Origin of the sequence: Candidatus Nanosalina sp. VS9-1 (genome assembly GCF_047555085.1) — an archaeon.
Classification (GTDB): Archaea; Nanohalarchaeota; Nanosalinia; order Nanosalinales; family Nanosalinaceae; genus Nanosalina.
Genome location: NZ_CP180230.1, coordinates 1,028,828 through 1,046,238, shown reverse-complemented (window position 1 = coordinate 1,046,238; position 17,411 = coordinate 1,028,828). Strand labels below are relative to the sequence as shown.

Annotated in this window: 16 protein-coding genes; 13 read left to right on the top strand and 3 right to left on the bottom strand. The window is 43.1% G+C overall.

The features are described from left to right. The first annotated feature begins 515 nt into the window (after nucleotides 1-515). From ACK3SF_RS05915 to ACK3SF_RS05900, 4 genes are read left to right on the top strand one after another with little or no spacing between them, the layout of a single operon-like run. Nucleotides 516-1,670 (top strand): glycosyltransferase family 4 protein, encoded by a 1,155-nt coding sequence (locus ACK3SF_RS05915; RefSeq protein ID WP_414837776.1) that lies wholly within the window; start codon nucleotides 516-518, stop codon nucleotides 1,668-1,670. Then, on the top strand, nucleotides 1,667-2,749 hold the full coding sequence (locus tag ACK3SF_RS05910; protein WP_414837775.1) for a glycosyltransferase family 4 protein: 1,083 nt from the start codon (nucleotides 1,667-1,669) through the stop codon (nucleotides 2,747-2,749). Before ACK3SF_RS05915 ends, ACK3SF_RS05910 begins: the two co-directional genes overlap by 4 nt. Before the next feature lie 14 nt (nucleotides 2,750-2,763). Further along, complete coding sequence (locus ACK3SF_RS05905; protein WP_414837774.1) at nucleotides 2,764-3,630, top strand: alkaline phosphatase family protein; 867 nt, start codon at nucleotides 2,764-2,766, stop codon at nucleotides 3,628-3,630. Beyond that, nucleotides 3,627-4,700 (top strand): glycosyltransferase family 4 protein, encoded by a 1,074-nt coding sequence (locus tag ACK3SF_RS05900; RefSeq protein ID WP_414837773.1) that lies wholly within the window; start codon nucleotides 3,627-3,629, stop codon nucleotides 4,698-4,700. Before ACK3SF_RS05905 ends, ACK3SF_RS05900 begins: the two co-directional genes overlap by 4 nt. On the opposite strand, the gene ACK3SF_RS05895 is transcribed toward ACK3SF_RS05900, so the two are convergent. After that, nucleotides 4,693-5,823, bottom strand: a complete 1,131-nt coding sequence (locus ACK3SF_RS05895) for a glycosyltransferase (protein ID WP_414837772.1) — start codon at nucleotides 5,821-5,823, stop codon at nucleotides 4,693-4,695. The two genes, ACK3SF_RS05900 and ACK3SF_RS05895, sit on opposite strands and share 8 nt — an antisense overlap. A gap of 15 nt (nucleotides 5,824-5,838) precedes the next feature. On the opposite strand from ACK3SF_RS05895, the gene ACK3SF_RS05890 reads away from it, so the two are divergent. The 4 genes from ACK3SF_RS05890 (at nucleotide 5,839) to ACK3SF_RS05875 (ending at nucleotide 9,747) form a co-directional block, all read left to right on the top strand. Next, the gene (locus ACK3SF_RS05890) at nucleotides 5,839-6,831 is read left to right on the top strand and encodes a glycosyltransferase family 4 protein (protein ID WP_414837771.1); all 993 of its coding nucleotides are present in this window, start codon (nucleotides 5,839-5,841) and stop codon (nucleotides 6,829-6,831) included. Nucleotides 6,832-6,919: 88 nt separating this feature from the next. Further along, nucleotides 6,920-7,540: an FkbM family methyltransferase gene (locus tag ACK3SF_RS05885; RefSeq protein WP_414837770.1), complete on the top strand. Its 621-nt coding sequence runs from the start codon at nucleotides 6,920-6,922 to the stop codon at nucleotides 7,538-7,540. Beyond that, nucleotides 7,541-8,410 carry an alkaline phosphatase family protein gene (locus tag ACK3SF_RS05880; protein ID WP_414837769.1) on the top strand — a complete coding sequence of 290 codons (870 nt, stop codon included), beginning with the start codon at nucleotides 7,541-7,543 and terminating at the stop codon, nucleotides 8,408-8,410. It begins immediately after the preceding gene. Further along, nucleotides 8,407-9,747, top strand: a complete 1,341-nt coding sequence (locus ACK3SF_RS05875; protein ID WP_414837768.1) for a sulfatase — start codon at nucleotides 8,407-8,409, stop codon at nucleotides 9,745-9,747. The genes ACK3SF_RS05880 and ACK3SF_RS05875 overlap by 4 nt, the downstream gene beginning before the upstream one ends. On the opposite strand, the gene ACK3SF_RS05870 is transcribed toward ACK3SF_RS05875, so the two are convergent. Together ACK3SF_RS05870 and ACK3SF_RS05865 are read right to left on the bottom strand one after the other, a co-directional pair. Next, nucleotides 9,748-11,292: a flippase gene (locus tag ACK3SF_RS05870; protein WP_414837767.1), complete on the bottom strand. Its 1,545-nt coding sequence runs from the start codon at nucleotides 11,290-11,292 to the stop codon at nucleotides 9,748-9,750. A 2-nt stretch (nucleotides 11,293-11,294) separates the two neighbouring features. Further along, nucleotides 11,295-12,170: an alkaline phosphatase family protein gene (locus ACK3SF_RS05865; protein ID WP_414837766.1), complete on the bottom strand. Its 876-nt coding sequence runs from the start codon at nucleotides 12,168-12,170 to the stop codon at nucleotides 11,295-11,297. 90 nt (nucleotides 12,171-12,260) lie between these two features. On the opposite strand from ACK3SF_RS05865, the gene ACK3SF_RS05860 reads away from it, so the two are divergent. Genes ACK3SF_RS05860 through ACK3SF_RS05840 form a run of 5 tightly spaced genes read left to right on the top strand, consistent with a single transcriptional unit; the run spans nucleotide 12,261 to nucleotide 17,371 of the window. Continuing rightward, the gene (locus ACK3SF_RS05860) at nucleotides 12,261-13,661 is read left to right on the top strand and encodes a sulfatase (protein ID WP_414837765.1); all 1,401 of its coding nucleotides are present in this window, start codon (nucleotides 12,261-12,263) and stop codon (nucleotides 13,659-13,661) included. A gap of 41 nt (nucleotides 13,662-13,702) precedes the next feature. Continuing rightward, nucleotides 13,703-15,400 (top strand): glycine-rich domain-containing protein, encoded by a 1,698-nt coding sequence (locus ACK3SF_RS05855; RefSeq protein WP_414837764.1) that lies wholly within the window; start codon nucleotides 13,703-13,705, stop codon nucleotides 15,398-15,400. 43 nt (nucleotides 15,401-15,443) lie between these two features. Next, nucleotides 15,444-15,641 (top strand): hypothetical protein, encoded by a 198-nt coding sequence (locus ACK3SF_RS05850; RefSeq protein ID WP_414837763.1) that lies wholly within the window; start codon nucleotides 15,444-15,446, stop codon nucleotides 15,639-15,641. 6 nt (nucleotides 15,642-15,647) lie between these two features. Continuing rightward, nucleotides 15,648-16,433: an alkaline phosphatase family protein gene (locus ACK3SF_RS05845; RefSeq protein ID WP_414837762.1), complete on the top strand. Its 786-nt coding sequence runs from the start codon at nucleotides 15,648-15,650 to the stop codon at nucleotides 16,431-16,433. A gap of 20 nt (nucleotides 16,434-16,453) precedes the next feature. Beyond that, nucleotides 16,454-17,371: a phosphoadenosine phosphosulfate reductase family protein gene (locus ACK3SF_RS05840; RefSeq protein ID WP_414837761.1), complete on the top strand. Its 918-nt coding sequence runs from the start codon at nucleotides 16,454-16,456 to the stop codon at nucleotides 17,369-17,371. Nucleotides 17,372-17,411: the final 40 nt, after the last annotated feature.

Here is a 17,411-nt window from a genome sequence, read left to right as displayed (position 1 = left end):
GTACGGAACAAGGCCTGAAAACACGTTTTTCCAGACACCTGTCGTTTGACCTCTGGTTCATCTGCACTTGACACTCGATTTTCATCTGCCGTGATTACTCCTTGATCTTTCTAGAAACTATCTATATTCTAGAAATTTCTCTTCGAGTTCCAGGCCTCAAACTAACTTCTCGAAACGATCTGAGTTTCAGGCTTGAAGCTAAGAGTTTCTCTGAATTTATCCATCGATTATCTACCAAAACCACCCCCTGATTTCAAGTGGAGATGTTACTTAGTTATGACTAAAAAGAGGCCTTCCGTCTAGTTCAAAAATCTTCACTCGGAACTGTAGATCAGTGAGTCATTCACACCATCGACGATCAGACGCGAAGGATTCTCACGAGGCAGTGGCAAATCTGATTGCTGCCATCGTTCTAGGGATCGGAAGATTTATCGAGGGATTGTTCCGTTTTGTGTTCAGTCTTCTCTCATCTCTCGCGTAACAAACTTCAAGTTTACATCACACAATACTTCTGTATGGACCTGGCGATCTACCACGCATGGATCCACTGCAAAGGCGGTGGAGAGAAAGTACTTCTCAAGCTCCTGGAGAACTCGGAGCACGACATCACAGTATATACTAACAAGTACGTACCGGAAGATACGTACGACGAGTTCGAGGAGCATAACGTGGTGGAGCTGGGAGGCCTACCGATAATAGGAGAGATCTTCAGAGGCCTCACATTTACGCTTGGAGCGATGATCTCCAAGCTTCCGATGAAGAAACACGATGCGCTGGTTGTGTCTACAGGAGGAGTCGCGGAAGTCATCAACTACAGGAATCACTCAAAGCCGTTGATAGGATTCTGTCATACACCTTTGAGGCCTGTACACGACGAGGATATATACAGGCACAAGATCGAGAACTCAGGATTGCTGAAGAGGAATTTTTACAGACTGGCCACACGCGTATATGAAATAATAGAAAGGCCGGCATGGAAACTGTTCGATCACGTGATCTTCAATTCAAGAACTACACAGGAGAGAGCCACTTCAGATCATTTAATCCATAAGGAAAAGACATCGATCAATCATCCGGGAGCCGATACATCCGACAACTCCGGTAACAGATACGACAACTACTTTTTCTATCCATCCAGGTTCGCATACTACAAGCGTCAGGACCTCACATTAGATGCATATGAAAAATTCAGGGAAAACAATCCCGAGACTGACTTCAGGTTAGTGATCGCCGGAGGAGTCAACGAGGAAAAGCAAGAATATTATGAAGAGATCAAGGAACGAGCAGAAAGAATAGAAGGAGTAGAAGTCAAAAGTGATGTTCCCGGCGACGAATGGGAAGACCTGTACAGGAATGCGTATTCAATCCTTTTCTGCGCCATCAACGAGGACTGGGGCATCATTCCGATAGAAGCCGGAAGCTACGAAAAGCCGATTATAAGCGTGAACGAAGGAGGCCCAACAGAATCAGTCCTACAGGACGAGACAGGCCTCTTAGTCGATAACTCGGACGAGATGGCAGAAGCCATGGAAAAACTGGTTGAAGACGAGGAACTAGTCAGGGAAATGGGAGCGAAAGGGAAAAAGAGATCAAAAGAATACACTTGGGACAAATTCGTTAACAAATTCGATGAAAAAATAAATGAAGTAGTAGAGGAAACAGAGAAATGAATATTCTCCTAGTGAACGACCACTACTCCTTTGGAGGAGCAGAGAACTATGTTAGAGGCCTTGAAGAAGAGCTTGAAGAGGATCACGAAGTCAAAACACTGACGCTCGATGATTCGGATGAATCTGATTACAGTATCGAAGAGGCCTCTAATCCTGTACTTAAATTGAAGAACAGGTACTTTTACAACAGAAGGATCAAGAGAGAAGTCCAGCAAGTTGTGGAAGAAGTTGATCCTGATGTAGTACATCTCAATAAGAATGTAGTGGCTCCTGTCGCAGTCCTGAAAGGCCTAAGAGGGGAGAAAGTTGTCAAGACTGTACATGACTTTGGCTTCGTCTCACTGAAAGACAAGTACGCCTATGAAATGAATCAATTTGAGAGAAAGATAAGAAAAACACTGGACAGAGGCACACAGAGATACCTAAAAAAACTGAGAGAAAACGTCATAAATAGATACACAGCTCCTTCGAGAGCTCTAACACAAGAACTGGAGGAAAACGGATACACACCATCCACACATCTACCTAACTTCGTAACCGACCGAGAACCTGATTACGAGGGAGAACACTTCCTCTTCGTCGGCAGACTTGAAGACGGGAAAGCACCGGACCTACTTGTAGAGGCCTACAGAAAAGCCTCAGGAGATGATTACGATATTCCGCCGCTGGAAATAGCAGGAAAAGGAAAGATGAAAGAAGAATTAGAGGAAAAATCTTCAGGTATGGGAAAAGTAACAGTCCACGGATACGTGTCAGAGGAGAAACTGGAAGGGCTCTACAGAAATTCAAAAGCCGTAGTGATACCTTCTAGATGGAGAGAAAACAATCCTCTAGTTGCCTTGGAGGCCAAGGCCTTTGGTTCAGCTTTAATTGTTTCAGATCGTGGAGGTCTCCCGGAACTTGTCGAAGAAGGAGAAACAGGATTTATATTCAAATCAGAAGATGTAGAAGGCCTGATCAGGAATCTTTCAACAGAAGTTGACTGGAAAGTTCTTGGAGAAAATTCTCGTGACGACTATGAACAAAACTACAGGCCTAAAGTACATCTTGAAAAACTTCTAGAACTCTATAACAACTAGAGGGCCTGACAGAAATGAGTGAAAACGTACTTGTAGTCGCTTTCGACGGACTTGACAAAGAACTGATTGAAGAGTTTGAACTGGAAAATATTAGGCAGGAAGAGTTCGGATCGATCGACAACCAGACAGGGATGAAGAATATCTACACCTCTGAGCTTTTCGCATCTTTTATCACAGGCACTAACTGGGAAGAGCACGGAATTGAGGGCCTCAATAAGTGGAAAGATTCTCGTGGAGAAATTCTGGATACTTTAGTACCTAAAAATTTGCTTGAAACAAAGAGAGGACTGCATAGGGTACGAGAGACATTGAAATCGGCACTTGACGCTGAAGAGACAAAATGGGAAAAAGAAGACCTCAAAGTCGATACACTTTTCGAGAAGATAGATAATTCAAGGCCTATCTTTGTCCCAGGGTATAATCCTTCGACCTTCTGGACTATAGAGGCAGATCTGAGACCTCTAGGGTTCGGAAAGACTCCGGCAGAGACGATGGAGCACTACGACACGAGAGAGTTCAGTCACAGGAAAGAAAAATTATTCAGCGAACTGGAAAACGAGTTTATTCCAGCTCGAGACTTTCTAATGATGCATTTTCATAGATCAGATACATTCCATCATCTCTACGGCGATAAAGACGCGAATTACGATGAAGAGAAACTCAGGGAAATGTACAACGAGATGGATGAACTTGCGGGAGAGATCAAGGAGAAGGCCCTAGAGAAAGGCTACGACTACATAATATTCATGTCCGATCATGGCCTGCCAGCGAAGATCGGACACAACGAAAACGCTTTCTACTCCTCCAACAAAGAACTGTTCCTAGACCAAACTCCTAAAATCATGGATTTCCACGATAAGGTTCTGGAGCTAGTTGAATGACTCGAATATTTTTCAATCAAAACATTATTTCCCCGTACCGACTTCCACTTTTCGAGGAGCTAAATGAAGAATACGATGTAGAAGTATGGTTCCACAGGAAAGGAGAAGAAAGAGAATGGGAAGCCGAATTCGACGACTACGGCTTTGACTACAAAATTTTGGATAATTTTCAACTAGGCCCACTCACATTCAATCCAGGATTTTTCTGGAAACTACTAAATGAAAATTTTGACGTATACTTCATCAACGAGAATCCATCAACTTTTCTACAATCGTTCGCGATTCTAACAGTAGCAAAACTCAAACAGAGGCCTGTAGTAATCTGGAGCGAAACTATAGATACAGAAAAATCTAGGGAAATTCCAGACTCAGTTCTCAAGAAAATACCTGTAAAGGCCTGGAGAAGCTTCAAAGAGAGTTACAGAAAAATACTTTTCAAGTTCTCCGATAGATTCGTCGCCTTTTCCGAGATGGCAGAAGAATTTCTTGTGAGAAGAGGAGTAGCGGAGGAAAAAATCGAGACACAGATACAAGTAATGCCGGAAAAACTACTGCCGGAGCCGGAAAATCACGATCTGAAGGAGAACTACTCAGGCCAAAAAATGATCCTATCACTAGGATACCTAGAAGAAAGAAAAGGAGTACAAGACTTAATTGAGGCCTTTCGGAGAATTGACGATGAGGACTACACGCTTGTAATTGCAGGAACAGGCCCATACGAAAAACAGTTGAAGAAAAAGGCCTCAGAGGACGACAGGATAGAGTTTGTCGGCTACTTATCGGAGCAGGAGAAAGCAAACTACTTTGATGCAGCGGATCTATTCGTACTCCCAACACATCACGATCCATGGGGCCTAGTCATCAACGAGGCCCTGCACTACAGCACTCCAGCAATCACAACAGAAGCAGCCGGCGCAAAAGAACTACTGGATAAAGAAAAAATTTTTAGAGAGGGAGATGCTTCTGAGCTCCAAAATTTACTCAAGAAAAATCCTGAAACTTCAGAAAAATATATATCTTTAGATAAAGGCACCTCAGCTTTAGAAAAAGCTATTGAAGAATTCAGGTAATACCGTTCACTGATTCTCTGATTCCTTTTCTGAAACTTTCTACATCAAAATCTTTCCCGCGTTCAATAACGAAATCTCTCAACTCATCGTATTCTCCGAGATTCTCATCAATCTTTTCTGAGGCCTCTCCTATTGATTCATACGTGAATCTGTCTTTATTCACTAAGCTCTGGACACCTCCACTACTGTGTACCATTGGAAGCGCACCAGCCTTCATGTACTCCACGGCAGCGATGCCAAAATGCTCATTCCTCGTACTTAGAATACCGATTTTTGACTTAGCCATTTCTTTAACCAGTTCGTCCTGAGGAACATCCGTTTTGATCTCCAGCCAGTCGTATTTTTTCTCCCGGCTTTCAAGTTTCTGTAAATAAGACTCTGGCGTACCTTCTGTAGTTCTACCCATCACTGTCATCTCAAGATTTTTTTCGGTAGAAGCAACGATATCGATAGCCTCATCAATACGTTTATTCCTTGCAATCCGGCCCAGACAGATGACTCTATCCTCCTTATCGCCTGGAAAAAAATCGGATTCTACAGGTGGATACAGGACGTCTCCTGAAATACTGGAGTACGTTTCACGTGTGAACTCTGAGTTAAACAGATTCAGGTCTGCATCAAATACGTCAGAACTGAGAAAATTCAGGAAACTATCATAAACAGATTTCAGAGGATTGGAGGAATACTCACTCCGCTGAAAACTTACACTCGGATTATGAACATATTGGATGGTCGGACAGTCAAAATTCCCCGAATACATGAACTTCGCAGAAAAAACAACTGCGTCAAAATCTCCGCTTTCCTCCTCCATGAAGCTTCCGATTCTTCTATGAATTAGCTTCTCCTTCAACAACTGGAAACGCTCCGAATCACGCAGAGGAATACGAATATTCGATCCAACATCCCTGACCTCAATCCGCCCTAGAACTTCCTCACTCAGAGACTCTCTAAACTTCTCCGGGACCACAGAAAAGAAAACAACATCATCCTCTTCTGATAACTCTGAAAGAATCTCATCAGTAACAGACTCAATCCCGCCTATTCCACGACTGATCCTAGGATAAACAACAGCAATCCTCATGTCCTGGAATTCGTTCAGATGTCTTTTATCTATTCGCTTCAATAACTAGTTTACAGAATGGATGTTTTATTCCTACATAATGGAGAGCCACATGAAGTACATTCCTCATGGGCAGAATCAGTCGACGCAGACTTCATGCAGATAAAGCATGGAAAGTTAGGAATTCTTCAGGCTATTCATCCAAAACTCTTCAAGTACGATGTACTTCTCTGCGAAGATTCAGGAAGCACCAGAACAGCAGCACTCCATAAACAAATCCGGCCTGGGACAAAAATAGTTCGTATGATAGTTGGAGGAACTTACTATATGATTCAGAACGGTCACGATGCAATGAAAGGCGAAAAATGGGCTGCAAAAAAGGTTGACGGAGCAATCGCAGACTCTGAATGGATCAAAGAACAGGCAGAAACTTTCCTTGACTGCCCGATCAAAGTCATCAATCCGTACATCGACGAGGAAAGGAAAGAAAAACTAATGGAAGAAACAGGAGAAGAACGAGAAGGAATCCTAACAGTCGCCAGACACACCAGAAAAAACGGCTGGAAAGGAACCGACGTACTCGAGGAAGCAGCAGAGAAAGGAGATTTTCAAGCCAAGCTGATCGGAAACAAGACAGACCTTGAATACCACAAAAATGTCGAAAACCTCGGCTACGTACCAGAAGAAAAACTCATACACGAACTCAAAACATCGAAAATCTACGTACAACCGTCTAGAGCCGACGCCTTCGGAATCTCAGTACTCGAAGCCATAGCCGCAGGAAGCATCCCTGTAGTCACAGAGAATGTCGGAGCCAAAGAAATCGTAAGAAATGTGGACGAAAACCTAATCAGAAAATTTGATGCTGAAGATCTTGCAGAAGGAGTAAAATACGCAGACCTTGGAGATGGAGCTAGAGAAAAAATTTTGGAAGAGCTTCAGAACAAATTAGGAAATTTTGAGAAGGAAAATTCTATTTCGAAATTTTCTGAAGAATTTCAAGAAATAATGGACAGGTATTCTGAAAAAGAATCAAGAGATAATTCAACCAGTGAGAAAAATGAAAAATAAAGTTCGGAAAGCCGTGAAAGAAGGAGGAATTTCTCTATTATTGAAGAGAGGTATGAGGTTCGTTTACCAGAATTTTTTGGAAGAAGTTATGCCTCTTAGAAAGGGAGTTTATAATGGTGTAGAAGTGCCTTCAGCAAGGTTTTTCCAACCCTCTCTAGATCTGAAAGAACTGAACAATGAGACTTACGAAAAAGGGATTTTGAATTCCCTTGAGAAAAATGTATCTTCTGGAGACGAAGTCATAATTATAGGTGGAGGCCTAGGTGTTTCTGCAGTTCATGCGGCAGAGATAACTTCACCTGAAAATGTTTCTGTATATGAGGCAAGTGGTGAGCAGGTCGAAAAGATTCGAAGGACGCTGAGATTTAACGAAAAAGAAGATATTTCAGTTCATCACAAAATTGTAGGAGAGAAAGGGAACCTGTTCGGGGAAGAGATGAACGCCGAAGTTATGCCTGTAGAGGATCTTCCCGAATGTGATGTTCTAGAAATTGACGTGGAAGGAGCTGAGTTGAAAATACTGGATAGTCTTGAAATTCGGCCTGAAGTATTGATAGTGGAGACTCATGGTGTTTTTGATTCGCCAACAGAAAAAGTTAAAGAGAAAATACTGGAACTCGGATATGAGATTGAGAGTATAGAGGAAGCTGAGGAAGACGAAGAAATCCAGGAAAGAGATGTTAAAGTCATAACAGCGGTGTGGAAATAAATGACGGAAAATGTTCTAGTTGTGGCTTTTGATGGAATGGATAAAGAACTGGTAGAAGAGTTTGATCTTGAAAATATCCCACAAGAGGAGTTCGGGGATATAGATAATTCTACTGGAATCAAGAATAGGATGACTAGTGAGCTTTTCGCTTCGTTTATTACAGGTGAAACTTACAGAGACCATGGCGTTGAAGGCCTTTCGAAGAAGCTTACTTTTAGAGATAAGATTTCGAAGCACTTGATTCCTGATTTTTTGGTCAGTCATGTTCGTGGATTTCGGACTTTGAGAGATGTAATTAAGCAAAGCAAGTCCTTGGAGGATACTAATTATATAAGAGATGATTTGCAGGTAGAGACTATTTTTGAAGAGATTGATGCTTCATTGCCGCTGTATGTTCCTAGTTATAATCCTTCTATGTACTGGCTCGTGGCTTTACCTCATGCGGTTGTAAGATATTATGGAGAAGAAAGGTTTGTAGAAGAGTCTAGACATGATACTGAAGTAAGGTTGCGCCAGGGGACTGCTACTCAGCCTGCTTTCTTTGATGTTTCAAAGGATTTTTGGGATTTTATCATGCTTCATCTTCATGACCCTGATGCGTTTCAGGATACAGGTCTTGGAGATTTAGAAGAAGAATATGAAAGACTTGATGATATTGCCGGGCAGATTCTTGAGGAGTATGGTGATGAGTGGACTGTGATTTTCATGTCGGATCATGGTCGTCCTGAGAAAAAATCAGGTCCACATGAACATAACAAGAATGCTTTTTATTCATGTAATAGAGAGCTGTTTGGAGATGAGACTCCGCATATCACGGATTTTTATGATAAAATTCTGGAGTTAACAGATAACGAGGACAAGATAAAATGAGTGAAAAACCGAATATAGTTCATATTGTTATGGATACAGCCAGGGCAGATACTCTCTCCTGCTATGGATGTGAAGACGAAACAAGTCCTTTCTTGGACTCTCTGGCTGAAGGAGGTGTTAAGTACGAGAGGCCGGTGTCTCAGGCGGTATGGACTATGCCCTCACATGCATCAATGTTTACAGGCAAACATCAACATCATCATGGAGTCATGACAGCGGAAGACGATTTGAGAAATTTGGATATGTTTCCTTCTCATCTTTCAGAAAGAGGTTATGAGACGATAGGTGTTGTAAATGTTCCATTTCTCTGGCCTCAGTATGGTTTTGATGAGTATTTTGACAGATATGACTATGTGAATTCGAATTACATGAGCAAGATTGGGGTGATGGAGGATATAGAAAAAGCTGAGGGTATTTTTGGAAAATTTGGTGCAGCAGTAAAGTCCTGTTACAGAGAGGAAGGTTTCAGAGGTATATTTAACCTTGGCAAATATCTTACTAAAGAGGTCTTACTCCTAAATGATAGTGGGGCGAAGAGAACTAATGAGATTGCTTTAAATCATGCTAATGCATCTGACAACCCATTTTATATGTTTATAAACTATCTTGAGGTGCATGACCCTTATAGCCCACCCTTTCCTTATTCCCATAAGTTTTTAGATAATAAAAAGAAGTGGCTATCGCTTACATCTCTTGCTAGTTTCTCTCCGTATGTGAGGCGTCATACGCCGCATTTTTACAGGAATGATGTGGATGTGAATCATGAGGAGTTGGAGACCATGAAAAATCTCTACAAAGGCGAGCAGAGGTATCTTGATGGGAAGATTAAGGAGCTCTATGATAGTATTAAAGAGGATTATCCGAATACAGTGTTCATCATAACATCCGATCACGGAGAAGCATTCGGAGAGCATGATCACTTTGAGCATTTCGGTAGTCTTCACGATGAAGTTACTCGCGTACCCCTAATTGAGGATTTTCCTGAAGATGTGAATAAGAACATAGAATATCAGGTAGAGACCAGACAGCTACATGATCATATTATTGATATTGCAGACGGGACGTTGAAGCCTATAGATGAGGTTGAGTATGCTATTACCGAGTATCCTGGCAGGGATATCGCCAATAATCCAAAATTTGTGGAGGGCGAGATGATATATGACTTTACGAAGGACAGTGTTTCTGTAGAAAAGGATGGTGAAAAAGTTATCAGAGGCTACAGTGAAGAGAATATTAGGATTAACTCGGATTTCCGTGAAGAGGAGGCTGAGGAAGTTTTTGAGGGATTAGAGGAAAAAGCTGAGAGTATGATTGACAAGTTGAAGATTTTTACCTGATTAAGTCAGAGTCTTAAGCATTTTTTCTACTTCCTTCTCGTATCCGATTTTTCTCCCTATTGTAGTTATTATTTCACGATCGTATTCTGTGAGGCCTCCTATTTTGAGGAGTATTAGTGTGTAGAGGCCTAGGAAGATTATTCCTGCGGGTATAAGCAGCCAGTACGGTGCAGGAGAGATTAGCTGGTGGAAGAGTAGGTAGGTGGCTGTTAGGGATATTGTTCCTGCGGCTGCTGGCTTGATTATTTTTCTGGTGAATGGGTGTATTTTTTCGTATCTCCAGGTTTCTGCTACTAGTAGGAAGTTCATGAAGATGCTTGAGGATGCTGTGGCGATTGCTGCGCCTAGCATGCCTAACGTTGGGATGAGTGCGATGTTGAGTATGATGTTTAGCACTACGTTGGCGATGTTGTTGTAGAATATTGGTTTTGTGTGCCCTTTTGATTTCAGTAGATCGGCGATATGTCCTGTTGATGCGCCCAGCATGTTTCCGAGCGCCAGTACTGCTAGTGCAGTTCCGGCAGATGCGAACTTGGAGCCGAATAGGAGGTGTAGTAATTCGCTTGAGTAGAGCGTCATTATGAGGAAGGCAGGAAATGTGAATATGAATACCCATCTTGCTGTTGTTTTGAGGGTTTTTCCTGGATTTTCATCTTTAGTGTTCTGTTCTGCAAAGGATGTGAGTGTAAGGCTTCCGAGAGCCTGTATCGGTATAAGTATCAGCATTGCGGTTGGAAAGGCTGCGTTGTAGAGACCTACTACGGATTCGCTCATGTAGTATCCGAGGAATGCGGTATCAGTCCATCCCATGAATATGCTCACCATCCCTGAGAGCATGAGGGGGAACGAGTAACGGACTAATTCTCTGCCATGGTATTCTGGTTTCTCTCCGCTTGTGAGTATAGGACCAACTTTTCTCTCCATATAGTAGAATCCTAATATTCCAGCGAGTGTTACTCCAGCAACCCATCCCCAAACAGCCCCCATGACATCAAAGCCGACGTAGATAAGCACTGCAGTTACAATGAGCTGGACTATGTTCTGGAAGAAATTAGTTGTGATAACTTTGTACTTTGCGGTATTGAATCCGATAGTTGTATCTATGAATGTGTTATAGGGTCTTGATATCAGAGGCACAAATGCAAATACTTTGATTATTGGCACTAGTGCAGGATTCTTGAAAATCTGATTAGCGAGGAATTCTGCGGAGAAAAATATTGTCAATCCAATTATTATGGAGCCTATAATGTTTATACCTAGTGCTGAAATGACTATTCCCTTGATAGCAGCTGTGTTTCTCTCTTCTCTGTACTCGGGTATAAACTTTTTGAGGCCATTACGTATTTGCCCTCCTGAGAAAGTTACGGCAATATTAACAATCATTATTCCAAGTGCAAGCTGCCCGTAGGCTTCAGGGCCGAGAGTCCTTCCAACTAAGGCTCTGTAGAGATACGTCAGAAACTTTGAAGCGAACATTCCGAAGGCGGTTATGCCCGCTCCTTTGGCTAAAGTATTCAGTATCTCCCGATTTTCGTCTTCAGGCATAGTTACTTGTTGGTCGCTGATTCTTTAACAAATGCGTCATGGAAGTCGGTTATATGTGGTGTTTTATCTGGGAAAAGTGGTTTGTTGGATGAGTAGAAAGCGTTCTTGTTGTGTCCTTTTGCGAGAGGGAGGCCGTGATCGGACATGAAGATTATCCTTTCGTATCCTTTTTCCAGGGCTTTTTTCTTAATCTTTCCAGCCAGGTCATCTGTTTCTTTATAGAGTTCTTTTAGTTTTGCTTTATCGAAGTTTCCGAGGTTTTTGTCGCCATACATGTGGTGGTGCATGTCAGGCCTGTGGAAGTGACACATGAGGAGGTCACGTGCTGGAACAAATTCGTTTTCCAGTTCGCTGAAAAGCTCCCTTTTCCTGTGTTCGTATTCTCTACTATCCCAGTACTCCACTACATCTTCGGAAGTAAATCCAAATTTTAGAGGTGCTGTGCCGGCTCTTATAATCCACGTCATGCTGGGATTATAACTTGGCACGAACATTGCTCTTGAGTTCTCAATTTCTTCGAATACTGTTTCTGCCTCGAGATCTTCTTTAGTGTATTTTCTCTGACTGGCATTGAAGAGGCCTACTGTCTCGAATACAGCCTGTCTGAGCTCCCTGAACTTATCAAAGAACCAGATCCCTTCAACTAAATCTTCAAATTTCTGTATTCTATGATTGGACCATTTTGCTAGGCCTGTTACTCCGTGTTCTTCCCAGGTTTTTCCTGTGATAAATGATGCAAAAAGCTCCGAAGTCTTGATTTTATTTATGCCTTCGTAGTTGTTGATTTCCCCTGTCTCTTCCTGGATAATGTTTTCCAGTTCGAATTCCTTTACAAGTTCATAGTCCAGTCCGTCAAGTGCTATTACTATAGTTTTCATTTGATTTATCCTGCACTCCGTAGTATCATCTAATTCGAATTTGATGTTTAAATGATACCTTTTTTACTTCACAGGAATCTTATCTCTGTTATGAGTGATGAGAGGTATAATATTGTCCTTGTTGTAATGGATACTGCCCGTGCCCAGAATTTTTCGTGTTACGGGTATGAAAAGAAGACAACACCGTTCTTGGATGAACTGGCTGAGGAGAATGTGGTGTATGAGAATGCTTACAGTCAGGCGAACTGGACTTTGTCCTCTCATGCATCAATGTTTTCAGGCCAGTATCTCTCGGAGCATAAGGCAGATCTTGACAAGAATATTGAAGGCCTGAATGTTTTACAAGATGATTTGAAAGAAAAAGGATATACTAACTTGGCGGCAGTCAATGTAGGTTATCTTTCGTCTTCTACAGGAGTAGACACGTTTTTTGACAGACATGAGTTTATGAATGAGGGCGTTGACTTAGATGATAACTCGATTTTTGAGAAGGCCAAGGAGATGCGCAATGTCCCGAAGCTGGAGAAGTACTGGAAGCTCGGAAAAGAGGCCTTGCTGGGAGGCAACTTCAGGGATCTATTTGAAGCTGGTTTTTTCGTATTGAAGAAGGCCTCGATGAGGATTGATTCTGGAGCTAAGAAAACTAATGAGAAGGCATTTGAATACTTGGAAGATTTGGATGACGAGCCGTTTTTCATGTTTCTAAACTATGCGGAGCCTCACGCCCCGTTTAAGCCACCGTTTCCATACTCTCACAAGTACCTAGATAGAAAATTGAGGTACAAGAGTATTTTTGAGGCAGATCACGAGAATATGAAGCCTTACCTTGATTCCAGGAAGGAGCCGGACGAGGAGATGATGGATATCAAGGAGTCTCTGTATGATGGCTCGATAAGCTACCTTGACTACCGTCTAGAGAACCTTTACAAAACTATTAGGGGGAAACACCCTAACACGATATTTATCTTTACTTCTGATCATGGTGAGTACCTGTATGCACATAAGAGACCGAACCATCTCGTAGGACTACATGAAGAGGTAACACATGTCCCGCTCATCGAGGTATTCCCTGAAGAAGTTGAAGCAAATGTTGAGGGAGCTGTCGAGTTGAGGCAGCTCAGAGATCATATTATAGACCTTGCAGATGGAGACACCAGTACTATTGAACCTGTGGATTATGCTATTTCTGAGGATTATGGTGGAGAGAATTTTCCAGCATTCAGGGACTTGGACTTGACTGATGAGGATCGGAAAAAGCATTCCAGATACAGTGTATCGGCAGTAAATGAGAGAGAACAGCTGATAGAGTACTCGGATGGAGAAAGAGAGGAGAATCCGTGCAGAGGAAATAAAGCTGTTTCAGATTCTGCGTCAGAGGCAATCAGAAGCAAGGTGGGCGAGCCGTCTCAGAAAGAGGACGAGGAAGGGAAAGATTTGAATGTAAAAGATGAAAAGATCAAAGAGAACTTGAAGGATCTCGGCTACATGTAAGTTCTCCTAGATTTATATTTCAGAGTATCGATTAATTGTGTATGGGGCCTGTGAAGAGTCTTTTTGTTGTGTTCGTCTTCTTTGTGGCTTTCAGTTCTGTTGGCATTTCTTCTACGGTTTTGACTGATGATTTCTGTAGTTCTTCTAATGAGTCTAGTTATGTGAAGACGGAGCATACTAATAGAGGAGGGAATACCAATGGAGGCTGGATCTGGGACGAATCTAGTTGTGTTTTAGAGTCTGATGATTCAAACGATGATCTTGCTATTCATGTCGATCCTGCGGACATCTCTCTTCCGGAAAGTTTTCGTTTTGAATCCGATTATTTAGGCGCTGGCGACAATGATGCTTCAGGACTCGTTCTGTATGATGAATCGGAGAATAGGTGGTGGACTGCCACTATAACTAATGATCACGGTGTTAACGGTATTGGATATATTGAAGGCGGAGATGTGAGTGGTGTATCTTCAGGTAAAAATTTTGATGTTGGGTCACCTCACGAGTTTGCTGTAGAGTACAGTGAGGGAATGATGGAGTTTTATGTTGATGGAGAGATTTCTGCCAGTCATGATATAGGCGTGGAGCCTGATTCGATTGGTTTTATATCGGATGCTCAGAATCCTTCTGCATCTTTCGATAACCTGAATGTCACAGGAACTGAAGATGTTGAAAAAATACATTACAGCACCACTGGAGGTTCAACGCAGTGGACGCCACCTTCCGGGGTTAACAGTGTTGATATTTTGCTTGTTGGTGGTGGTGGAGGCGGAGGCGCCGATAACGGAGGTGGTGGCGGTGCTGGAGGAATTGTTTATAGAGAAGGTGTTTCTGTTGACCCAAGCCAGGACTATAGTATAGATATAGGTGCTGGTGGTGCGGGAGGAACTCAGAGCGGTACTGAAACTGCTGGAGAAAACGGTGGTGACACATCTGCTTTTGGCTTCACTGCTTTAGGAGGTGGTGGTGGGGCAGCAGGGTGTGGAGACTCGTCTGTAGGAAGCGCCACAGACGGAGGTTCAGGAGGCGGAGGATCTGGAGAGTGTCATGACACACCAGGATCTACTGTTCAAAATGATACTACTGACGGGCTCGGAAACAATGGAGGGATGGGAGATACCGGTTCTGGAGCAGGAGCTGGTGGAGGAGGCGCAGCTGAGCCTGGAGAAGACGGTTACGGTGCTGGAGGCAGGCCTGGAGATGGAGGAGACGGAAAAGAATACTGTATAGCTGGAAAATGTATTTACTATGCTGGAGGTGGTGGAGGGGGCCCTGAAAACGATATTTCTGTTGAAGCTGGTTATGGAGAAGGAGGCCTTGGAGGTGGAGGGGATGGCGCCCTAGGAAGTGCGCCTCCAGAGGACGGTGTAGATGGATTTGGAGGTGGTGGGGGAGGTATGGGATATGCAGGAAGCGATAGTCACTCTGGTGGAGATGGAGGGGATGGAGTTGTTGTGATTCGGTATAATACCGAGTTCTGTAATGAAAGAGGTCCGTTAAATGAGTGTATTATGAATGCAGAAAATGATTTGGCGTCACGAACTTACACGATCAATAGCGTATTTGATGTCCGCAGAGAAGCAATTCTAAGATCTTCAGGACAGACATCACTAAATGTCACCAATTCCACTGAACTTTCAGGTCTATGGAAAGGAGGATTTGATATAAAGGCGACAGATATACGTCTTATAGCGGGAGCAAGGTTTATGCCTGAGGGTGCTAGTATTGTCCTAGGGAAATAATTCCACACATTTATCAATGATTATGCATAAGTTATGCATATTGATGGAGCGAAAGACTATTTCCTTGCCGGATGATCTAGCAGATTTTGTGGATGAGAATCATATCAATCTTTCAAGATTTGTCCAGGACAAGTTGAGGGAACTTTCTGAATCGGATTCTAAAGAAGAGGAAGAACTTTCAGAAGAACAGGCCAAGGAAATTGCGCAAAAACTTGAGAAACTTGGATATTTGGACAGGTGATTTAATTTGAAAGTAATCGGAATCGACGCGGCGACTTGGGATATGATTAAACCTCATAGAGATGAGCTTCCGAATTTTGATAGATTGATGGAGGCCTGTGACTACAAGACTGTGACTGTTGAGGAGACGCCAAAGAGTGCGCCTCTGTGGACATCTATTTTTACAGGCCTCAGCCAGGATGAGCATAATCACAAGGATTTCGTCGTAGGTGATGAGCTTCAGAAGAGAGAGGATATCGATGGAGATTTTGTTTGGGAGGTCATGGACGACGTTGATTTAAAGATTCTGCAGATCCCAGCTGTCATCCCACCGATTAATTACAATACAGAGTATGAGGCAGAGGGATTCGGTGTCTCATCTGATTTAGATGAGCTTGAGGCCGACAGAGGAAAATTGATCAAAAAATCGAAGGAAGTTCTTGAAGATGATCCGGAATTTTTCGCAGTAGTCTTCATGCAGCTCGATAGAGTATCCCATTTCTACTGGAACGACAAGGAACTGATCTTGGAATGGTACAAGAAGATGGATGAAGTTCTGGGAGAACTACTTGAGTATTACGACTTTGAAAGCGATGAGCCACTAATCGTTCTTTCAGACCACGGATTCGCGGAGTTCGGAGAGGGAAGGGTACAGACATTGCCGGAAGAGACTCCTCACGGAAAGTTAGAGGGAGATCACCATGAGGACGCAGTTTTGATCACGAAAAACGTTGATTTTGAGATTGATCAGCCGGAGGATGTTGCAAAAGCTATCTTAAATCATTACGATTACGATTATCCGGAACATAATTGATATTAGGAGTTGGATTTACTATGCCAGAAGCACCAGTAACACGAGAAGAAATTGAGAATGCGCCTATAAAGGCAAAAATCAGAGCAGGAGAGGAAGTCGTCAAAAGAGCCCTGGAAGAATATGGCTCGGAGAACGCCGTTATCGGATTTACAGGAGGAAAGGACTCGACCTTGACAGCTTGGCTCGTAAAGAGAGTCTGCGAGGAGCATGGATTCGAGAAGCCACGTTTCATGTTTGTGGATCACGGCCAGCACTTCGATGAGCTTGAAGATTACGTCGAGCGTCTGGCTAGCGACTGGGGATTCGATGTATTGATCGCCAGGAATGATGACTTGATCGAAAAAGCTGATCAGCCGGGAGATATGGTGCCTGTCGCAGAGCTGAACGACAGGAATCAGGAAGAGGCCTCCAGGATCGATGAGGATCTTGAAGAAGTTCCATGGCTGATGGACACCGAGTCCGGGAACCATCTTCTGAAGACTGTTCCGATGAACGAGCTGCTTGAAGAGGAAAATATCGAGCTTGTTATCAACGGAGTTAGATGGGATGAGCACGAATCAAGAGGCGACGAAGACTTTTACAGTCCTAGAAGCGATCCGGATCACTTGAGAGTGCATCCGATACTTCAGCTGGATGAGAGAGATGTATGGGACGTCTCATGGTTCCACATGGTACCTGATATCACAGGCGTTGACGTTGAAGAGTATCCGGAGGACGAATCAGATCTGCCGGAAGGCCTCTCAAAAGACGACGTACCGATAAGTCCGAAGTATTGGGCAGGATTCCGCTCACTAGGAAGTGAAGTTTCGACTGACAAGTCTGATGAGATCCCTGCATGGCTTCAGGACGTGGAGAACACGAAAGAAAGAGCTGGAAGAGCGCAGAATAAGGATGATAAAGAGATCATGAATCGTCTGCGTGAGCTTGGATACATGTAGAAAATCCGGAGGCCTGTAACAGGGCCTCTTCCATTTTTCA